Consider the following 16,173-nt stretch of genomic DNA (forward strand, 5'->3'; position numbering starts at 1 on the left):
TCAGGCTTCCTTCTTGAGGGCGGACTGCAGGATCGCCAGCGCCGGGCCATCGAAGGCCACGAGGGTGATGGTCTGTGGGAGGTCGTGGGCCGCCAGCCACTCGCGGCAGACCCTGATGGCGATGCCGGCGGCGCGGTCTGCGGGGAACCCGTAGATGCCGGTGCTGATGGCGGGGAAGGCCACGGTGCGGCATCCCTGGGTCTCGGCCAGGCGGAGGCTCTCGTGGTAGCAGGATGCGAGCAGGTCGTCCTCGCCGGAGTCCCCGTCCTGCCAGACAGGCCCGACCGTGTGGATCACGAACGTCGCGGGCAGACGGTGACCACCCGTGATGACGGCCCGTCCCGTTCTGCACCCGCCCTGGCGGTTCCGGATGGCCTGGCACTCCTCCAGCAGCCCCGGTCCCGCGGCGCGGTGGATGGCCCCGTCCACGCCGCCGCCGCCCAGGAGGCTGCTGTTCGCGGCGTTCGCGATGGCATCCACGGCAAGGGTGGTGATGTCGGCCTGCACCACCCGCAGGCGCGCTTCCGTCAAATCACGCTCGGCAGGGGCTCGGCGGTGCCGCCGACCACCAGGGAGGGGCAGAGGATGGTGGGCAGCGCGTCGCTCACGGGCACGCCCTGGCCGTCCTTGCCGCAGGTGCCGATGTCGAAGTGGTGGAGGTCGCTGCCGATGCGGGTGAGCTGCTTCAGCACTTCGGGGCCGCAGCCGCTGAGGGTGGCGTTCTTCACGGGATACCTAGGCACGCCGTTCTCCACCCAGTAGCCTTCCGTCACCTGGAACACGAAGTTGCCGGTCACGGTATCCACCTGGCCACCGCCCATGTGCTTCACCAGCAGGCCGCGGTCCAGGTCGCGCAGGATGGCTTCAGGCGCCTCGCTTCCCGCGGCCAGGAAGGTGTTGCGCATGCGGGGGATGGGCAGGTGGCGGTAGCTCTCCCGGCGGCCGTTGCCCGTGGGCTCCGTGGTCATCTTCCGCGAGGTCTTGCGGGACTGCAGGTAGGCCTTCAGCACGCCGTTCTCGATGAGGACCACGCGGCTGACGGGGTTGCCCTCGTCGTCGATGGCCTGGCTGCCGCGCTTGTGGGGCAGGGTGCCGTCGTCGATGATCGTCACGCCGTCGGCGGCCACCTTCTGGCCCAGCTTGCCGGCGAAGGCGCTCATGCCCGCGAGCGCGAGATCCGCCTCCAGGCCATGCCCGCAGGCTTCGTGGATCATGGTGCCGCCGGCGCTGCTGCTGAGCACCACGGGGAAGGTGCCCGCAGGCGCGGGCTGGGCGTCGAGGGCCTGGATGGCCAGGCGCACGGCCTCCTTCACGGTGCGGGCCACGGCCTCGTCCGTGAACAGCTCGAAGCCCCGCGTTTCGCCCAGGGCCTGGTAACCGGTCTGGAGCTGGCTGCCATCGCCGGCGGTGACATTGGCCCGCAGGACGCCCTGGGTGCGGTGGTCTTCAGTTAGGCGGCCGGTCCAGACGCCGTCATTGCGCTCTGCCGCGGCGATCCACACCCGTTGGGTATTGTCGCCGTAGCCCACGGACACCTGCTTCAGCGCGCCGGGCCGGAGGGCCTCGGCCTCCGTCCGTGCCAGGGCCTCGGCGCGGCGCACCAGGGCCACCTTCTCGTCGAGGGGTACCGTGTCGGGATCCCGCTCCACGGGGCTGGGGGTGGGATGGATCTTCAACGCCAGGGCGGGGACGTCTGCAGACGAGCCGGTGCCCGGCGCCGCGAGGGTGCGGGCGGCCTCCACCAATTCCTCGAAGGCGGGGGCGATGAGGTCCGCAAAGCGGGTGGTCTCGCCGTCCATCAGGCGCAGGCTGGCCCCGAAGGTCTCGGAGGAGAGCACATCCTCCATGCGGCCGTCGTCCATGCCCAGGGCGTGGGCCCTCCGGCGTTCCACAAAGACCTCGCCGTAGTCGCCGCCCCGGCCGAGCAGGATGGTGAGGACCTCGCGGAGCTGGTCGGCGGTGAAGGGTGCAGGCATCGGCGATCTCCAGGTCCGCGCGCGGCGGATCTTCCAGTTTGACAGAAGGGAGGCCTCGGCTCCTGTGAGGATCTCCGCGAGATCCCTGCCGTCGTTGGGGATCACCAGGTCCGCATGGAGCGCGCGCTCCGGGGCCGAGGCCTGGGCCCGAAGCCGGGCCAGGGCCGCCTCCCGGGGCATGCCGTCCCGGGCCTGGAGGCGCGCCAGCCGCAGGTCCTCCGGAGCGTCCACGGCCCAGAAGGCGTCGAAGTGGTGGGCTCGGCCCCGCTCCACCCACAATGCCGCGTCCAGCACAGCGCCGCGGGTGCCGGGAGGGAGCGCCAGGAGGCGTTCCGCCAGGAGGGCCTCGATGCGGGGATGGAGGATGGCGTTCAGCCGGGCCCGCGCCCCGTCGTCCGCGAACACGTGGACGGCCATCCAGGCGCGGTCCAGGGTGCCGTCCGCCTGGAGGCAGCTGGGCCCGAAGGCCGCCACAACGGCCGCCAGCCCGTCGCCGCCGGGCCGCACCGCCTCCCGGGCGAGCGCATCGGCATCGATCACGGCCCAGCCCCGATCCGCCATCTGTATTGCCACGAAGCTCTTGCCCGCCGCGATGCCGCCGGTGAGGCCAAGGAGGGGAAAGGGTGACGTCAGCATGGCGGCTCCCTCCTGATTCTGCGCTCAACCGCCCCGGAACGGCACGGAGCCTGAATCCGGAGTCTCGGCTACACTGGTTCGTTCCTCTTCTTGACCCGAGGTCACATGAAAGACGCGACACCCGAACAGGCCATGGATCTCTCGCAGCTGGAAAAGCCGGTGCTCGAGCTGGAGGCCCAGATCCGGGCCATGGAGATGGACCCCTCCCAGTCGAAAGAACGGGAAAAGCTGCAGAAGAAGCTGGACAAGCTGAAGGCCGAGCTGTTCACGAACCTCACGGACTGGCAGCGGGCCCAGCTCGCCCGCCACCCCAAGCGTCCCTACACCCTCGACTACCTGGAGCGCATCTGCGAGCGGTTCGAAGAACTGCACGGCGACCGGCGCTTCGGCGACGACGCGGCCATCGTGGGCGGCATGGGCTGGATCGAGGGCAACCCCGTCATGATCATCGGCCAGCAGAAGGGCCGGGACACCAAGCAGAAGATCCTCCGCAACTTCGGCATGCCCAAGCCCGAGGGCTATCGGAAGGCGCTGCGCCTCATGAAGCTGGCTGAGAAGTTTCAGCGGCCCGTCCTCTGCCTCATCGACACCCCCGGAGCCTACCCGGGCGTCGACGCCGAGGAGCGCGGCCAGGCCGAGGCCATCGCCCGCAACCTGCTGGAGATGGCCAAGCTCGAAGTGCCGGTGGTGGCCATCGTCCTGGGCGAAGGCGGCAGCGGCGGGGCCCTGGCCCTGGGCGTGGCCGACCGCGTGCTCATGATGGAGAACGCCATCTACTCCGTGATCTCGCCCGAAGGCTGCGCCTCCATCCTCTGGAAGGATGCGAGCCAGGCTTCCAAGGCCGCCGAGGCCCTCAAGCTCACGGCCCCGCACCTGCTGGAGCTGGGCGTCATCGACGGCATCGTGAAGGAGCCCCTGGGCGGCGCCCACTCGGATTTCGACGCTGCGGCCGCTGCCCTCAAGGAGGCGGTCATCGAGGCCTTCTCGGAGCTGTCCGAGCTGTCCGCCGAGCAGCTGGTGGAGGAGCGGTACCAGAAGTTCGCCCGCATGGGCAGCGTGGGCTGAGATGGATGCCAAGATCTGGGCTCTCCGGCGGGAGATCCCGGCGGGGCCGTCGCCCTGGAAGGCCCTGGCCGCGGCCTGGAACCTGGAGCCGCGCCTGGCGCGGTTGGCCTGGCTGCGGGGCGTGGACCGGCCCGAGGACCTGGGCTGGCGGCTGGACCCTTCATGGGCGCGGAGCACGGATCCGCACCTGCTTCCGGGCGTGGATGCGGCCGTGGCGCGCATCCGGCGCGCCGTGGAGGCCCGTGAGCGCATCGTGGTCTACGGCGACTACGACGTGGACGGCGTCACCGCCACGGCCCTGCTGGTGCGGGCCCTGGAGCGCATCGGGGCCGATGTCTCCTTCTTCATCCCCAACCGGTTCTCGGACGGCTACGGTCTGCACCTGGACTGCATCCGGGAGCTGAAGGAGGCCCGAGACCCCGGGCTCATCGTGTCCGTGGACTGCGGCGTGCGCAGCGTGGCCGAGGTGAAGGCCAGCGCGGAGTTGGGCCTCGACTGGGTGATCACGGACCACCATGCGCTGGGCCCGGAGCTGCCGCCAGCCTGCGCCGTGGTGCATCCCCACCTCGACGGCTACGCCAACCCCTTTCTGGCGGGGGTGGGCGTGGCTTTCAAGCTGGCCCAGGCCCTGCTCGGCGCCGTGCCCCACCCCACGGGCGCCGACGCGGCCTTCCTGGACGGGATGCTCAAGCTGGTGGCCATCGGCACCGTGGCGGACGTGATGCCGCTGCGGGACGAGAACGCCCTGCTGGTACGCCGGGGGCTCGATTCCCTGGGCGGGAAGAATGGCCCCGGCCTGGCGGCCCTGCTGCGGGCCGCGAAGAAGGAAGGTGCCCTGGGCGGGCAGGACATCGCCTTCGGCCTGGCGCCGCGGCTCAATGCCGTGGGCCGCATGGGTGGAGCGGAGGATGCCGTGCGCCTCCTGCTCACGCGGGACGCTGCCGAGGCCGAGGTGCTGATGGCCCGGGTGGAGGCCCTCAACCAGGAGCGCCGGGCCATCCAGGAGGAACTGGCCTCTCGTCTGCCGCGCCCGGACGGCGCGGCCTTCGATCTGGCGTTGGATCCCACCGCCCACAAGGGCGTCATCGGCATCGTGGCGGGCCACCGCATGCGCGCCACGGGACGGCCCGCGGGTGTCTGCACGGTGATCGACGGCGTGGCGCATTGCAGCCTGCGGGCTCCGGAAGGCTATGACCTCGGCGAGCTGCTGGTCCTGGCCCAGCCTTTCATCCTGGGCGGCGGCGGCCACCGGGCGGCCGCGGGCCTCAGCTTCGAGGCCTCGCGGTTGGCCTTCGTCCGCCAGGCCCTGGAGCGGGGCGCCCAGTCACAGGCTGCGCAGGCCCAGGCCAGAGGGCGAGCGATTCAGCCGCTCCTGGTGGATGGCGCACCTGGGGACCTTCCGGACGATGCGGATCTGGCCCGCCTGGAGCCCTTCGGCCAAGGGTTCGCGCCCCCCCTGGCGAGGCTGGAGGGCCCGGTGGCCTCCTCGTCCTCGTTCGGAGCCGACCACTGGAAGCTGCGCCTGGCAGGCCTGTCGGATCCCGTCACCTGGTTCGCCGGCCACACGCGCCCTGCACAGCCGCAGGTGGGGGATCGGCTCTGCGTGTCCGCCACGCCCCAGGGCAGCGCCCGCTGGGGCCGTTCCTGGCTGGTGGATGCCCCGCTCGGGGAGATGGCGCCATGAAGGTACGGGCCCTGCTCCAGGATCTCCCCCCTGCACGGCACCCGCTCTGGCGGGGCCTGGGATGGGCCCTGGCGGCTGGGACCCTGGGCTTCACGTTGCGTTTCCTCATGGTGGGCAACGAAGGCATGCCCGGACGGACCGCGAGCGGCGATCCCCTCTTCGGCGCCGGCACCAAGGGCACCCTGGGGACGCTCACGGAGCAGCTGGGGCCCAACCGAATGGTGCTGACCTACCGGACCATCGAAGGCTCGGAGGAGGACCTCCACCTGGAGACGGTGACGGGGCGCCTGGATGAGCAGACCGGACAGTGGCGCATGTTGTCGCCCAAGGCTCACCGCCAGGCGGGGGTGTGGGCACTCGAGGGCCCTCTGGACCTGGAAGTGGCCGATCCGGCCACCAAAGCGCTCCTGGGCAAGGGGCGCGTGGAGAACGCCGGCCCCGCCCTGCGCTGGGTCGGGGGGGAATGGGAGGGGCTGGCGCCCCTGCGCTGGGAGGCCCTGGAAGGCTCCGCCCGGGGCGTATGGTACCTGCCCGCCGGGTGGCGGCGCGAGGCGGATGGCCGCTTCCGCGTGGACCAGGGCCCCGTGCGCTGGCAGGCCCCCCCCGCCGGGACCGGACCGGCCACCCTCCAGGCCATGGAGGCCGAGCGGCTCTGGGCCATGCCCGGATTCCAGACGGGCCATCTGGAGGGCGTGAAGGCCCGCCTGACCGAAGGGTCACTGCAGGCCTCGGTGGCGGACCTGACCCCGGCCACGGTCACCTGGCCGGGCCCCCTGTCCTTCGAACGCTCCGATGGCTGGCACGGCGACGCCAAGGGCGGCGTGGCACCCCGGCCCGCGCCGGGGGCGACCTTCCAGCAGGTGGAGTTCCGCACCTTCAGGGCCCGGCGTCCGGGACCCGAGGGCGAAGAGGTTCTCTCCACGGAGGGTGCCCGGTGGACGCCCTCCGGGCTGCGCCTGGAGGGCAACGTGGTGTGGGACCAACCCATGGATGGCCAGCGCCTCGTGCTCAGGGCTCCGCGGGTGCTCATGCGTGAAAAGCCGGGTGGCGATCTTCCTGAGTCCCTGCCTGTGGGCCACGCCGTGGCGGAGGGGCATCCGATTCTCACCTGGGGACGGCGGAATCTGTCCTCCCCACGCATCTCCGTGGAGCGGGCCACTCGGCGCTGGAAGCTGCAGTCCCCGGTGATGGGCCGCGGCGAGGATGGAACCTTCAGCGGCGGGGCGGGGCAGGGCGATCCCCACTCGTGGACCATCGAAGGACCGGTGCAGGTGAACTTGTTCTCCGGAGGCAATCTGCGGGGGGCCCGGCTTGTCTGGGAGGACACGCTCTGGTCGCTCACTGGCCGGCCCGCGGCCTGGAGCCGCCTGCGGGAGCGCCTGTCCGGCCCACGCATCCTCAGGAAGGGGGAGACGGTGGCCTTCCCGGAAGGACTGAACGGCACCCTGGCCGCGGCCGACGGGGACCTGTACCTGCGAGCCGAACAGGGGCAGAGCGAAGGCCAGAAGATCCTGCTCAGCGGCGGTGTGGAGTGCCAGGGCCAAGGCTGGCGGCTGGCGGCGGACAGGGTGACGGTCATGGTGGGGCCGGACCGCACGGCGAAGCTGATCCAGGCCCAGGGCGCGGTCACGCTCAAAGGCCGCCTCGGCGAGGGGCAGGGCGAGGCCCTCGATCTCGAGCCCGGGACACAGACAGCCAAATGGCAAGGCCGCGTGCGCGGCAAGGGCGCGGGACCCGGGTGGTGAATCCCCGGCCGGTCTCGGGCATGATGGGTTGAACATCGTAATAGGAGGCACCATGAACCGGTTCCGGTCCCTGCCATCCCTGGCCTTTCTTCTGGCGGTCGTGCCGGTGCTGGCTGCCCCGCCGGCCAAGGCCGCGCAGGCCCGCAAGGATTCGCCCCTGGTGGACATGCCCCTCCGGAACCTGGGGCCGGCGGTCACGTCGGGACGGGTGTCGGACATCGCCGTCGATCCCCACAGGCCGGACACCTGGTATGTGGCCGTGGCCTCCGGCGGGGTCTGGAAGACTGTGAACGCCGGCGCCACCTGGACGCCCCTCTTCGACAAAGAAGGTTCTTTCTCCATCGGGTGCGTGACCGTGGATCCCCATGACCCGAACACGGTGTGGGTGGGCACCGGCGAGAACAACTCCCAGCGCTCGGTGGCCTACGGAGACGGCGTGTACCGCAGCCTCGACGGCGGGAAGCACTGGGAGAACATGGGGCTCAAGGCCAGCGAGCACATCGCCAAGATCCTCGTGGATCCGCGCAACAGCCAGGTGGTCTTCGTAGCTGCGCAGGGGCCCCTCTGGAACGACGGCGGGGAGCGCGGGCTCTTTAAGACCGCCGATGGCGGGAAGACCTGGAAGGCCGTGCTGACGGTCGACGCGCACACGGGCGTCACCGACGTGGTGATGGACCCGCGGCATCCCGACGTCCTCTATGCGGCCACCTACCAGCGGCGGCGCCACGTCTGGGGCATGATCGACGGCGGACCGGGCAGCGGCATCCACAAGAGCCCGGATGGCGGGCAGACCTGGACCCGGCTCAAGGATGGCTTGCCCAAGGAGGACATGGGCCGCATCGGCCTGGCGGTCCCCGAAGGCGAGCCGGACACGGTCTACGCCACCATCGAAGCCGCCAACAAGGCCGGCGGCTTTTTCCGGAGCACGGATGGAGGCCGCACCTGGGAGCGCCGCAACGAGCAGGTCTCCGGCAGCGCCCAGTACTACCAGGAACTCTTCTGCGATCCGAAGGACCCCCAGCGCGTCTATTCCATGGACACCTGGATGCAGGTGACCGAGGACGGCGGCAAGACCTGGCGCCGCGTGGGTGAGAAACACAAGCACGTGGACAACCACGCACTGTGGATCGACCCCGCGAACAGCGAGCACCTGCTCGCCGGATGCGACGGCGGCCTGTACGAGAGCCGGGACCGGGGCGCCACCTGGGTCTTCACCGCCAACCTGCCGGTCATCCAGTACTACCGGGTGGCCGTCGACAACGCGAAGCCCTTCTACACCATCTATGGCGGCACCCAGGACAATTTCTCCATGGGCGGCCCCAGCCGCACGCGGAACCTGCACGGCTCCACCAATCAGGACTGGTTCGTGACCCAGGGCGGAGATGGCTTCTACAGCCAGGTGGATCCGGACGATCCGAACACCGTGTACTCCGAAAGCCAGTACGGCGGCCTGGCCCGCTTCGATCGCCGCACGGGTGAGCGGGTGGAGCTCCAGCCCCAGCCCGCGCCCGGCGAGGAGCCCTTCCGCTGGAACTGGGACGCACCGCTGCTGATCAGTCCCCACAGCGGGAAGCGGCTCTACTTCGCCGCCCAGAAGGTCTTCCGCAGCGACGATCGGGGTGACAACTGGACCGCCGTGAGCCCGGACCTGACTCGGAAGATCGACCGCAGCCGCCTCAAGATCATGGACAAGGTGTGGGGCGTGGACGCCGTGGCCCGCAACACCTCCACCAGCTTCTTCGGCAATATCGTGGCCCTGGCGGAGAGTCCCCGGGCCGAGGGCCTGCTCTATGTGGGCACCGACGATGGCCTGCTCCAGGTCAGCGAGGACGGCGGCAAGGCCTGGCGCAAGACGGACCGGTTTCCCGGCGTGCCCGACCTGACCTACGTGTCCTGCCTGTCGGCGAGCCCCCACCAGGTCGGCACGGTGTACGCGGCCTTCGACAACCACAAGACGGGCGACTTCCGACCCTACCTGCTGCGTTCCCGCGACCGCGGGCGCACCTGGGAATCCATCACCGCCGGGCTGCCGGAGCGCGGCAGCGTCTACACCGTGCGCGAGGATCCCGCCCGGGAGGGGCTGCTCTACTGCGGCACGGAGTTCGGCCTCTTCTTCAGCCTCGACGCCGGCAAGTCCTGGTCGAAGTTCTCCAAGCTGCCGAACATCGCCGTGAAGGACCTGGCCATCCAGGCGCGGGAGGGTGATCTGGTGGTGGCTACGTTCGGGCGTGGCTTCTTCATTCTCGATGACCTGACGGCACTGCGCGAGGCCAAGCCGGAGGACTTCGTGGCAGAAGCGCACCTCTACGGCCTGAGGTCGGCCCAGGCCTACATCCCCGCCGTCCCATTCGGCGGACCGGGGAAATCCTTCCAGGGCGACTCGCTTTTCCTCTCGCCCAATCCGCCCTTCGGCGCCGTCTTCACCTACCACGTGAAGGAGGAGCCGAGGGCCCTGAAGAGCCAGCGCCACGAGAAGGAGAAGGAGGCCGCCAAGGCAGGCCAGGACCCCGCCATTCCAGCCTGGGACGCGCTCCGCGCCGAGGACCGGGAGATCCCGCCCGCGGTGGTGCTGACCATCGCCGCGGGCGACGGGCAGATCGTCCGGCGCCTTGCCGCGAAGCCCGAGAAGGGCCTTCACCGCATGGCGTGGGACCTCCGCCTTCAGGACCCGTCCCCCATCCGCCTCAAGGCCGCGGGCGACCGGGATCCTTGGGACTACGGTGATCATGGCGCCCTGGCGGCGCCCGGGCGATACCAGGCCACCCTCTCCTTCCAGGTGGATGGCGTGCTGAAGCCCGTGGCGGGTCCCGTCGCGTTCGACGTGAAACCCCTCGACGCCGACCGCCTCACCGCAGCCCAGTGGACTGAGTACAGCGCCTTCTGCGCCCGCATGGGCGAGGCCCAGCGCCGGGCCATGGGCGCCTCCGAGCGGCTGAGCGAGGTCCAGACCCGCCTCGATTTCGTCCGCAAGGCGCTGCTGGAGACGCCTGCCACCGATGCGACGCGTCTGGAGCAGGCGAGGAAGCTCCATGGGGAGCTGAAGGACCTGCGCACCCTCCTCAGCGGAGACGCCACCGTGGCCAGGTACCAGGAGCCCACGGGCCCTGGCATCGTGGGTCGCATCAGCGACGTGACCGGCAGCGTGTGGGGCACCACCCAGTTGCCCACCGGCACCCAGCGCCAGAACCTGGCCTGGGCCGAGGAAGCCTTGAAGGTGTTCCAGAGCCGGTTCGACACGGCGCAGGTGGCGCTCAAGTCCCTGGAAGAAACTCTGGATGCCGCCAAGGCCCCATACACCCCCGGCCGCGCCCTCCGCTGAACCTTTTCCATTCCGCGCGCCGGTCACGGCGCGCGCCTTCAACGCCATCAGGCGGGGCAGTATGTTCTGATAGAACCATGACAGAGCCCACCCCCTGCCTCGAGGCCGTGAACCTCCAGAAGCGATATGGCGACCGCACCGTGGTGCGGGACGTGAGCCTCTGCGTGGGCATGGGCGAGGTGGTGGGGCTGCTGGGGCCGAACGGCGCGGGCAAGACGACGACCTTCTACATGGTGGTGGGCGTGGAGGCCCCGGACCGCGGGGACATCCGGTGGCTGAGCCAGGACGTGACCGCGTTGCCCATGCACCGGCGGGCGCGGCTGGGCATCGGCTACCTGGCTCAGGAATCCAGCGTGTTCCGGGGTTTGACGGTGTGGGAAAATCTCATGGCGCTGGCGGAATTGCAGCCCATCCCGAAGGCGGAGCAGAAGGACCGCTGCGAGCGGCTGCTGGCCGATTTTCACCTGGGCAAGGTGCGGGACACGCTGGGCATGAGCCTCTCCGGCGGCGAGCGACGCCGCTGTGAGCTGGCGCGCGCCCTCGTGACCGAACCCCGGATCATGCTCCTGGATGAGCCCTTCGCCGGTGTGGATCCCAAGTCGGTACTGGAGATCCAGGGCCTCATCGATGACCTCAAGGCGCGAGGCATTGGCGTTCTCATCACGGATCACAATGTCCGCGAGACCTTGCAGATCGCCGACAGGGCCTATATCTTGGCGGACGGGATGATCATGAAACACGGCCTGCCCAGCGAGATCGCAGAGGATCCGGACATCCGCCGGGTCTACCTGGGCGACCGGTTCAGGTTGGATTGATGGTGGCGGGCCCCTACCTCTCCCAGCGGCTGGCCCAGAGCCAGACCCTCGCGCTGACACCTGCCATGCAGCTGAAGCTCAAGCTGTGGCAGATGAACCTGCAGGAACTGTCGCAGACCATCGAGCGGGAGCTCGAGGACAACCCCCTGCTGGAGCTGGCCGACGACAGCGACGAAGTGCCGACCCTCGAGGCCATCGAGGAAGGGCGGGATTCGGATGTGACGGAAGCCACCTCCGACCAGGCCGCCGAGGGCGTGGAGTTGCCCGAAGGGGTGGACACCATGGATCTGGGACCGATCCTGGATGCGGCGGGTGAGATGAATCCCGAGAGCGACCTGGAGAAGTTCACTGAGGAGGGGGTGGCCCAGGTCCAGGAGACCGAGTTGGGTGCGGAGAACAGCTGGGATCAGGATCTCCCCCGCACCAGCAACCTGCCGGAGGAGGATCGCCTCTCCTGGGAGGACCGCCTCAGCGCCAATGAATCGCTCCAGGACCACCTGGTGGGTCAGCTCTACGAAACCCTGGAACACGAGGATCCACGCGCCGCCCTGGTGGAGCGCCTCATCGATCGCCTGGACCCCAAAGGTTTCCTGCGTCTGGATCCGGATCAGCCCTCCGTGGAGACCACGCCCGCCGCGCTGGCGGCGGACATGGGCGTCACGGAGGAAGCCCTGCGTGAAGCCCTCGATGTGCTCCAGGAGTTCGATCCCTCGGGCATCGGCTGTTTCACCGTGCAGGAGAGCCTGCTGCTCCAGCTCCGTCACGCCGGCGCCGAGCCCGACGACCTGGCGGTGCGCATCATCCACGATCACTCCGCCCTTCTGGCCCAGCGGGACAGCGCCAAGCTGCGCCGCGCCCTGGGTTGCACGGACGCGGAGCTGTGCGTGGCCATGGACCAGCTCAAGCACCTCAACCCCTCGCCGGGACGGGCCTTCGACCCCGAGGGCGAGCGGGTGGTGAAGCCCGACGTGGTGGTGCTCAAGGGCGAGGACGGGAACTGGAAGATCTACCTCAACGACGAGGGCCTCCCCCGCCTGCGCGTGAACGGCGACTACCAGCGGTTCCTGGCCTCCAGCGAGGCCAAGTCCGACAAGGACTTCATCCGCGAGCGCTTCCGCAGCGCGCGGGACTTCATCCGGGGCGTGGAGGACCGCAACCGCACCGTTCTGCGGGTCTCCGCGCAGATCGTGGAACTCCAGAAGGAGTTCCTCGAGCACGGCATCGAGAGCCTGCGCCCCATGGTGCTGCGCGACGTGGCCGAGGCCACGGGCTTCCACGAGAGCACCATCAGCCGTGTGGTGAAGGCGAAGACCATCCACACGCCCCAGGGCCTCTACGACCTGAACTACTTCTTCTCGGCGCGTCCCAAGGATTCGGACATCTCCGCCACCGTGGTCAAACATCGCATCAAGGCGTTCGTGCAGGCCGAGGACCCTGCCAAGCCGCTGTCCGACGAGGCCATCGCCGGCCTGCTCGAGCGGGACGGCATCAAGGTGGCCCGCCGAACGGTGAACAAGTACCGTGAGGAACTCAAGATTCCTCCGGCCTCCCAGCGTCGACGTCGGTAGCGGGCCTAGGCCCCTCCTGCGCCGGTTCCACGATTCCCGGGCCACCCGGCCCCTTTCAGGAGTGTCCCATGAAGGTCCACTACACCGGCCGTCACGTGGAGCTCACCGAGCCCCTCAAGCAGTTCACCAAAGAGCGGCTGGACAAGATGGCCACCTATCTGGACGACATCATCGACGTCCATGTGATCCTGGGTGTGGAGAAGCACCGTCATGAGGCGGAGATCACGCTGAAGACCCGCGCAAACGCCTTCGTGGCCTCGGCCACGACCGCCGACATGTATGCCAGCATCACCCAGGCCATCGAGAAGCTGGATGTGCAGGCCCACAAGCATCAGGGCAAGCGCAACGACCGGCCCCATGAAAGCGCCAAGGCCGGCGCCGTCGAAGAGTAGCCATTCCCACGTTTCCGAATCAAAGGCGGTCCTCCGAGACCGCCTTTGATATCCTGGAGGTTCCGGAGTCCGCCATGCCCGATCCCACCCATCTCTACGCCCCGAAGACCACCACCGAGCCCACCCAGATCTGCGAGAAGTGCCGCAATCCCTACACGCTGGAGCACTTCCAGCACGGCATCCCCGGTCAGGAGTGCGTCTGCCGCCGGTGCCTCCAGGTCATGGGGTACCAGGTCTAGGCATGCTGAAGGTCCTCGATACCTCTGAGGCGATCCTGGAGGGTGTTCTCCAGGGCCGTCGCGTGTCCGCCGCGGAAGCCCTGGTGCTCATGGAGCAGGCGGAACTGCCCGACCTGGCCGTGGCCGCCACCGCCGCCAGGGATCGCCACAACGATCCCCGTCGCGTGAGCTACGTCATCGACCGTAACGTGAACTACACGGACGTCTGCAATGTCTACTGCACGTTCTGCGCGTTCTATCACAAGCCCGGGGACACCCGCGGCTACGTGCTCACGAAGGAACAGCTGAAGCAGAAGGCCGAGGAGACGCAGGCCATCGGCGGCACCGGCTTCCTGCTGCAGGGCGGCGTGAACCCCGATCTGCCCTGGGACTACTACCTGGACCTGGTTCGCTACCTCCACCATGACCTGGGCATCTGGGTCCACGGCTTCTCGCCGGTGGAGATCCAGATGATGGCGAAGCTCAGCGGCCAGACCCTGGGCAAGACCATCGCCGACCTGCGCGAAGCCGGCCTCGGCTCCATCCCCGGCGGCGGTGCGGAGATCCTGGTGGACCGCATCCGCAAGAAGATCGCGCCGCTCAAGGGCGGTCGCGAGAAGTGGCTGGAAGTGATGGAGGCGGCCCACGAGGAGGGTGTGAAGACCACCGGCACCATGATGTTCGGCATCACGGAGACGATGGCCGAGCGCATCGAGCATCTCGAGGCCCTGCGGGACCAGCAGGACCGGGCCCTGGCGCGGAACAATGGCGGCGGCTACACAGCCTTCGCCGCCTGGCCCTTCCAGAGCGGCCACACGCCCTGGGAAGGGAAGGTGCCCAAGCCCACGGACGTGGAGTACCTCCGCACCATCGCCGTGGCGCGCATATTCCTCGACAACTTCGCGCACATTCAGAGCAGCTGGGTCACCATGGGCCGCAAGACGGGCCAGGTGGCCCTGCACTACGGCTGCGACGACATGGGCAGCCTCATGCTCGAAGAGAACGTCGTCAGCGCGGCGGGCACGTGCTACAGCGTGAACAAGGACGAGATGACCCGCATGATCCGCGCCGCCGGCTACGAGCCCTGGCAGCGGGACAACATCTACGGCGAAGTCCAGGGCTGAGCCCGCCCCCGTGATCAGTCCCGGTGGGCGGGAGCCAGGTCCTCCACAGCGTCCAGGCGCGCCACATCCATCTCGGTCATGCCGTCCGGCCCGATGAAGGCCATGGGCTTGAACCGGGCCCCCCAGCGGACCTCGTCGGCGGTGTAGGACGTCCGGGCGTAGATGGTCTGCGAGAAGGTGTCGTCGAAGGCCTTGATGAGCACGATGAATTCGGCCTTGGCACGGCGGAGGTCCGCTTCCGTTAGGCCGAACAGGGGGCTGGTCTCATCAATGGGGTGCACGACCGTCCAGCTGGAGGGGAACAGGTGGATCTTCGGACGCTCCAGGGGCAGCAGCATGAAGCGCCGGGTGGTCGAGGCCGGATCCTGGAGGGATAGGCTCACCGTGGCCTCCACCTCGATGAGCTCGTTGCTGCGCATGTTCACGAGGCGGAACATGAAGCCGTCGAAGCCCTGGTAGGGGGCCATCACGGCGAGGTTGCTGAACCGCAGGCACGCCTGGGGCCGGGAGAACCGTCCGTAGAGCAGGCCCGTGGCCAGGGCGAAGCTCAGGAGGCCCAGGAGGGATTCCAGCGCGGCGACCGCGTTGGCGAGGAACCCTTGGGGGCTGATGTGGCCGTAGCCCACCGTGGTGAGGGTCTGGGCGCTGAAGAAGAACGCGTCCTGCAGCCGCTCCCGGAATGCCATGCCCCCCTGGCGGGTGAACTGTTCCATGCCGATGCCCAGGTACATCAAGGCGAAGATCGCATTGGTGGCGAGAAAGGCCAGGAACAACAGCCCCAGGAAGCGCCCCCAGCCCATGGTGATGAGGTGGTGGTAGAGGTCGTAAAGGCGGAAGCGTGGCAGGCCCAGGCGGCGGACGTTGAAGGAGCCGTCCTTGTTGACTCCGCGATCGCGGCCGGCCTGGAGGCCCAGGCCCAGGTCGTCATCGATGGGCGTTCGGCGGAGGTGGGAGTCCATGGTGTCCTGAAAAGAGGAAAGCCCTGAGTGTAGCCTCCAGAATCGGTTCTGGGCCTCCGGGGCTTGATCTGATCCGGCCGCAGGACTCACCATGGGCTGCGACCATTCAGGGACGCACCCCTGGATGCCCCCCCAACCGATATCAGAGCGACACGGTGAATCGAGCCTTCATCAAGGATCCGGATGACGCGGGGCGCCCCGAAGTCCTCCCCGATCGGCCCCAGAGTCCCCACACGAACTATGTGACGCCCGCCGGATTGCGGCAGCTGCAGGACGTGAAGGAGGCCCTGGAGCTCCGCCAGGGCCGGCTGCTGGCGGAGGGGAAGCTGGCCAACCCCCAGGAGCTGGCCATCGTCCAGCGCGACCTGCGCTACTACCAGGAGCGACTGAACCGCGCCGTTCTGGTGACCCCCGATGGCAAGTCGAGGGACCGGGTGCATTTCGGGGCGACCGTGGAGGTCTGCGACGAAGCCGGCGTCATCACGACGTACACCCTCGTCGGCGAGGACGAGGCCGATCCCTCCCGGGGGAAGGTCAGCTGGGTCTCGCCGCTGGGCGAGGCTCTGCTGAACGCCGAATCCGGCGACGAGGTCGTGTGGCGGCGACCTGCCGGGACGATGCGCCTGGAGGTCCTCAGCGTCCGTCCGGGCGCATCCGGGTGATCGGCTCCTG

At 69.0% G+C, this 16,173-nt stretch carries 13 protein-coding genes; 10 read left to right on the plus strand and 3 right to left on the minus strand.

The window, feature by feature from the left end; translation table 11 throughout:
* Both ML539_RS04115 and coaE read right to left on the minus strand, forming a co-directional pair.
* Entirely contained in the window at positions 1 to 531 is a 531-nt protein-coding gene (locus tag ML539_RS04115; RefSeq protein ID WP_243320915.1) for an O-acetyl-ADP-ribose deacetylase, read from the minus strand.
* Positions 528 to 2,612: a dephospho-CoA kinase gene (coaE, locus tag ML539_RS04120; protein WP_243320917.1), complete on the minus strand. Its 2,085-nt coding sequence runs from the start codon at positions 2,610 to 2,612 to the stop codon at positions 528 to 530. Before coaE ends, ML539_RS04115 begins: the two co-directional genes overlap by 4 nt.
* A 105-nt stretch (positions 2,613 to 2,717) precedes the next feature.
* Between coaE and ML539_RS04125 the strand changes: the two genes are divergently transcribed.
* The 9 genes from ML539_RS04125 (at position 2,718) to ML539_RS04165 (ending at position 14,542) form a co-directional block, all read left to right on the plus strand.
* On the plus strand, positions 2,718 to 3,677 hold the full coding sequence (locus ML539_RS04125) for an acetyl-CoA carboxylase carboxyltransferase subunit alpha (RefSeq protein WP_243293846.1): 960 nt from the start codon (positions 2,718 to 2,720) through the stop codon (positions 3,675 to 3,677).
* A 1-nt stretch (position 3,678) separates the two neighbouring features.
* On the plus strand, positions 3,679 to 5,361 hold the full coding sequence (locus tag ML539_RS04130; protein ID WP_243320918.1) for a DHH family phosphoesterase: 1,683 nt from the start codon (positions 3,679 to 3,681) through the stop codon (positions 5,359 to 5,361).
* Positions 5,358 to 7,106: a hypothetical protein gene (locus ML539_RS04135; protein ID WP_243320920.1), complete on the plus strand. Its 1,749-nt coding sequence runs from the start codon at positions 5,358 to 5,360 to the stop codon at positions 7,104 to 7,106. Before ML539_RS04130 ends, ML539_RS04135 begins: the two co-directional genes overlap by 4 nt.
* 52 nt (positions 7,107 to 7,158) lie before the next feature.
* Positions 7,159 to 10,425, plus strand: a complete 3,267-nt coding sequence (locus ML539_RS04140) for a sialidase family protein (protein WP_243320923.1) — start codon at positions 7,159 to 7,161, stop codon at positions 10,423 to 10,425.
* Positions 10,426 to 10,502: 77 nt separating this feature from the next.
* Positions 10,503 to 11,240, plus strand: a complete 738-nt coding sequence (lptB, locus tag ML539_RS04145; protein ID WP_243320925.1) for an LPS export ABC transporter ATP-binding protein — start codon at positions 10,503 to 10,505, stop codon at positions 11,238 to 11,240.
* Positions 11,240 to 12,808, plus strand: a complete 1,569-nt coding sequence (rpoN, locus tag ML539_RS04150) for an RNA polymerase factor sigma-54 (protein WP_243320927.1) — start codon at positions 11,240 to 11,242, stop codon at positions 12,806 to 12,808. The genes lptB and rpoN overlap by 1 nt, the downstream gene beginning before the upstream one ends.
* A gap of 68 nt (positions 12,809 to 12,876) precedes the next feature.
* Positions 12,877 to 13,200, plus strand: a complete 324-nt coding sequence (gene raiA, locus ML539_RS04155) for a ribosome-associated translation inhibitor RaiA (RefSeq protein ID WP_243286010.1) — start codon at positions 12,877 to 12,879, stop codon at positions 13,198 to 13,200.
* Between the two features lie 74 nt (positions 13,201 to 13,274).
* On the plus strand, positions 13,275 to 13,439 hold the full coding sequence (locus tag ML539_RS04160) for a hypothetical protein (RefSeq protein WP_243286011.1): 165 nt from the start codon (positions 13,275 to 13,277) through the stop codon (positions 13,437 to 13,439).
* A 2-nt stretch (positions 13,440 to 13,441) separates the two neighbouring features.
* The gene (locus ML539_RS04165) at positions 13,442 to 14,542 is read left to right on the plus strand and encodes a CofH family radical SAM protein (RefSeq protein ID WP_243320929.1); all 1,101 of its coding nucleotides are present in this window, start codon (positions 13,442 to 13,444) and stop codon (positions 14,540 to 14,542) included.
* A 14-nt stretch (positions 14,543 to 14,556) separates the two neighbouring features.
* On the opposite strand, the gene ML539_RS04170 is transcribed toward ML539_RS04165, so the two are convergent.
* Positions 14,557 to 15,501: an ion channel gene (locus ML539_RS04170; protein WP_243320930.1), complete on the minus strand. Its 945-nt coding sequence runs from the start codon at positions 15,499 to 15,501 to the stop codon at positions 14,557 to 14,559.
* A gap of 155 nt (positions 15,502 to 15,656) precedes the next feature.
* On the opposite strand from ML539_RS04170, the gene ML539_RS04175 reads away from it, so the two are divergent.
* Positions 15,657 to 16,163 (plus strand): GreA/GreB family elongation factor, encoded by a 507-nt coding sequence (locus tag ML539_RS04175; RefSeq protein ID WP_243320932.1) that lies wholly within the window; start codon positions 15,657 to 15,659, stop codon positions 16,161 to 16,163.
* The last annotated feature ends 10 nt before the right edge of the window (positions 16,164 to 16,173 follow it).

The sequence above is a fragment of the Geothrix sp. SG200 genome, assembly GCF_022808935.1.
GTDB lineage: Bacteria > Acidobacteriota > Holophagae > Holophagales > Holophagaceae > Geothrix > Geothrix alkalitolerans.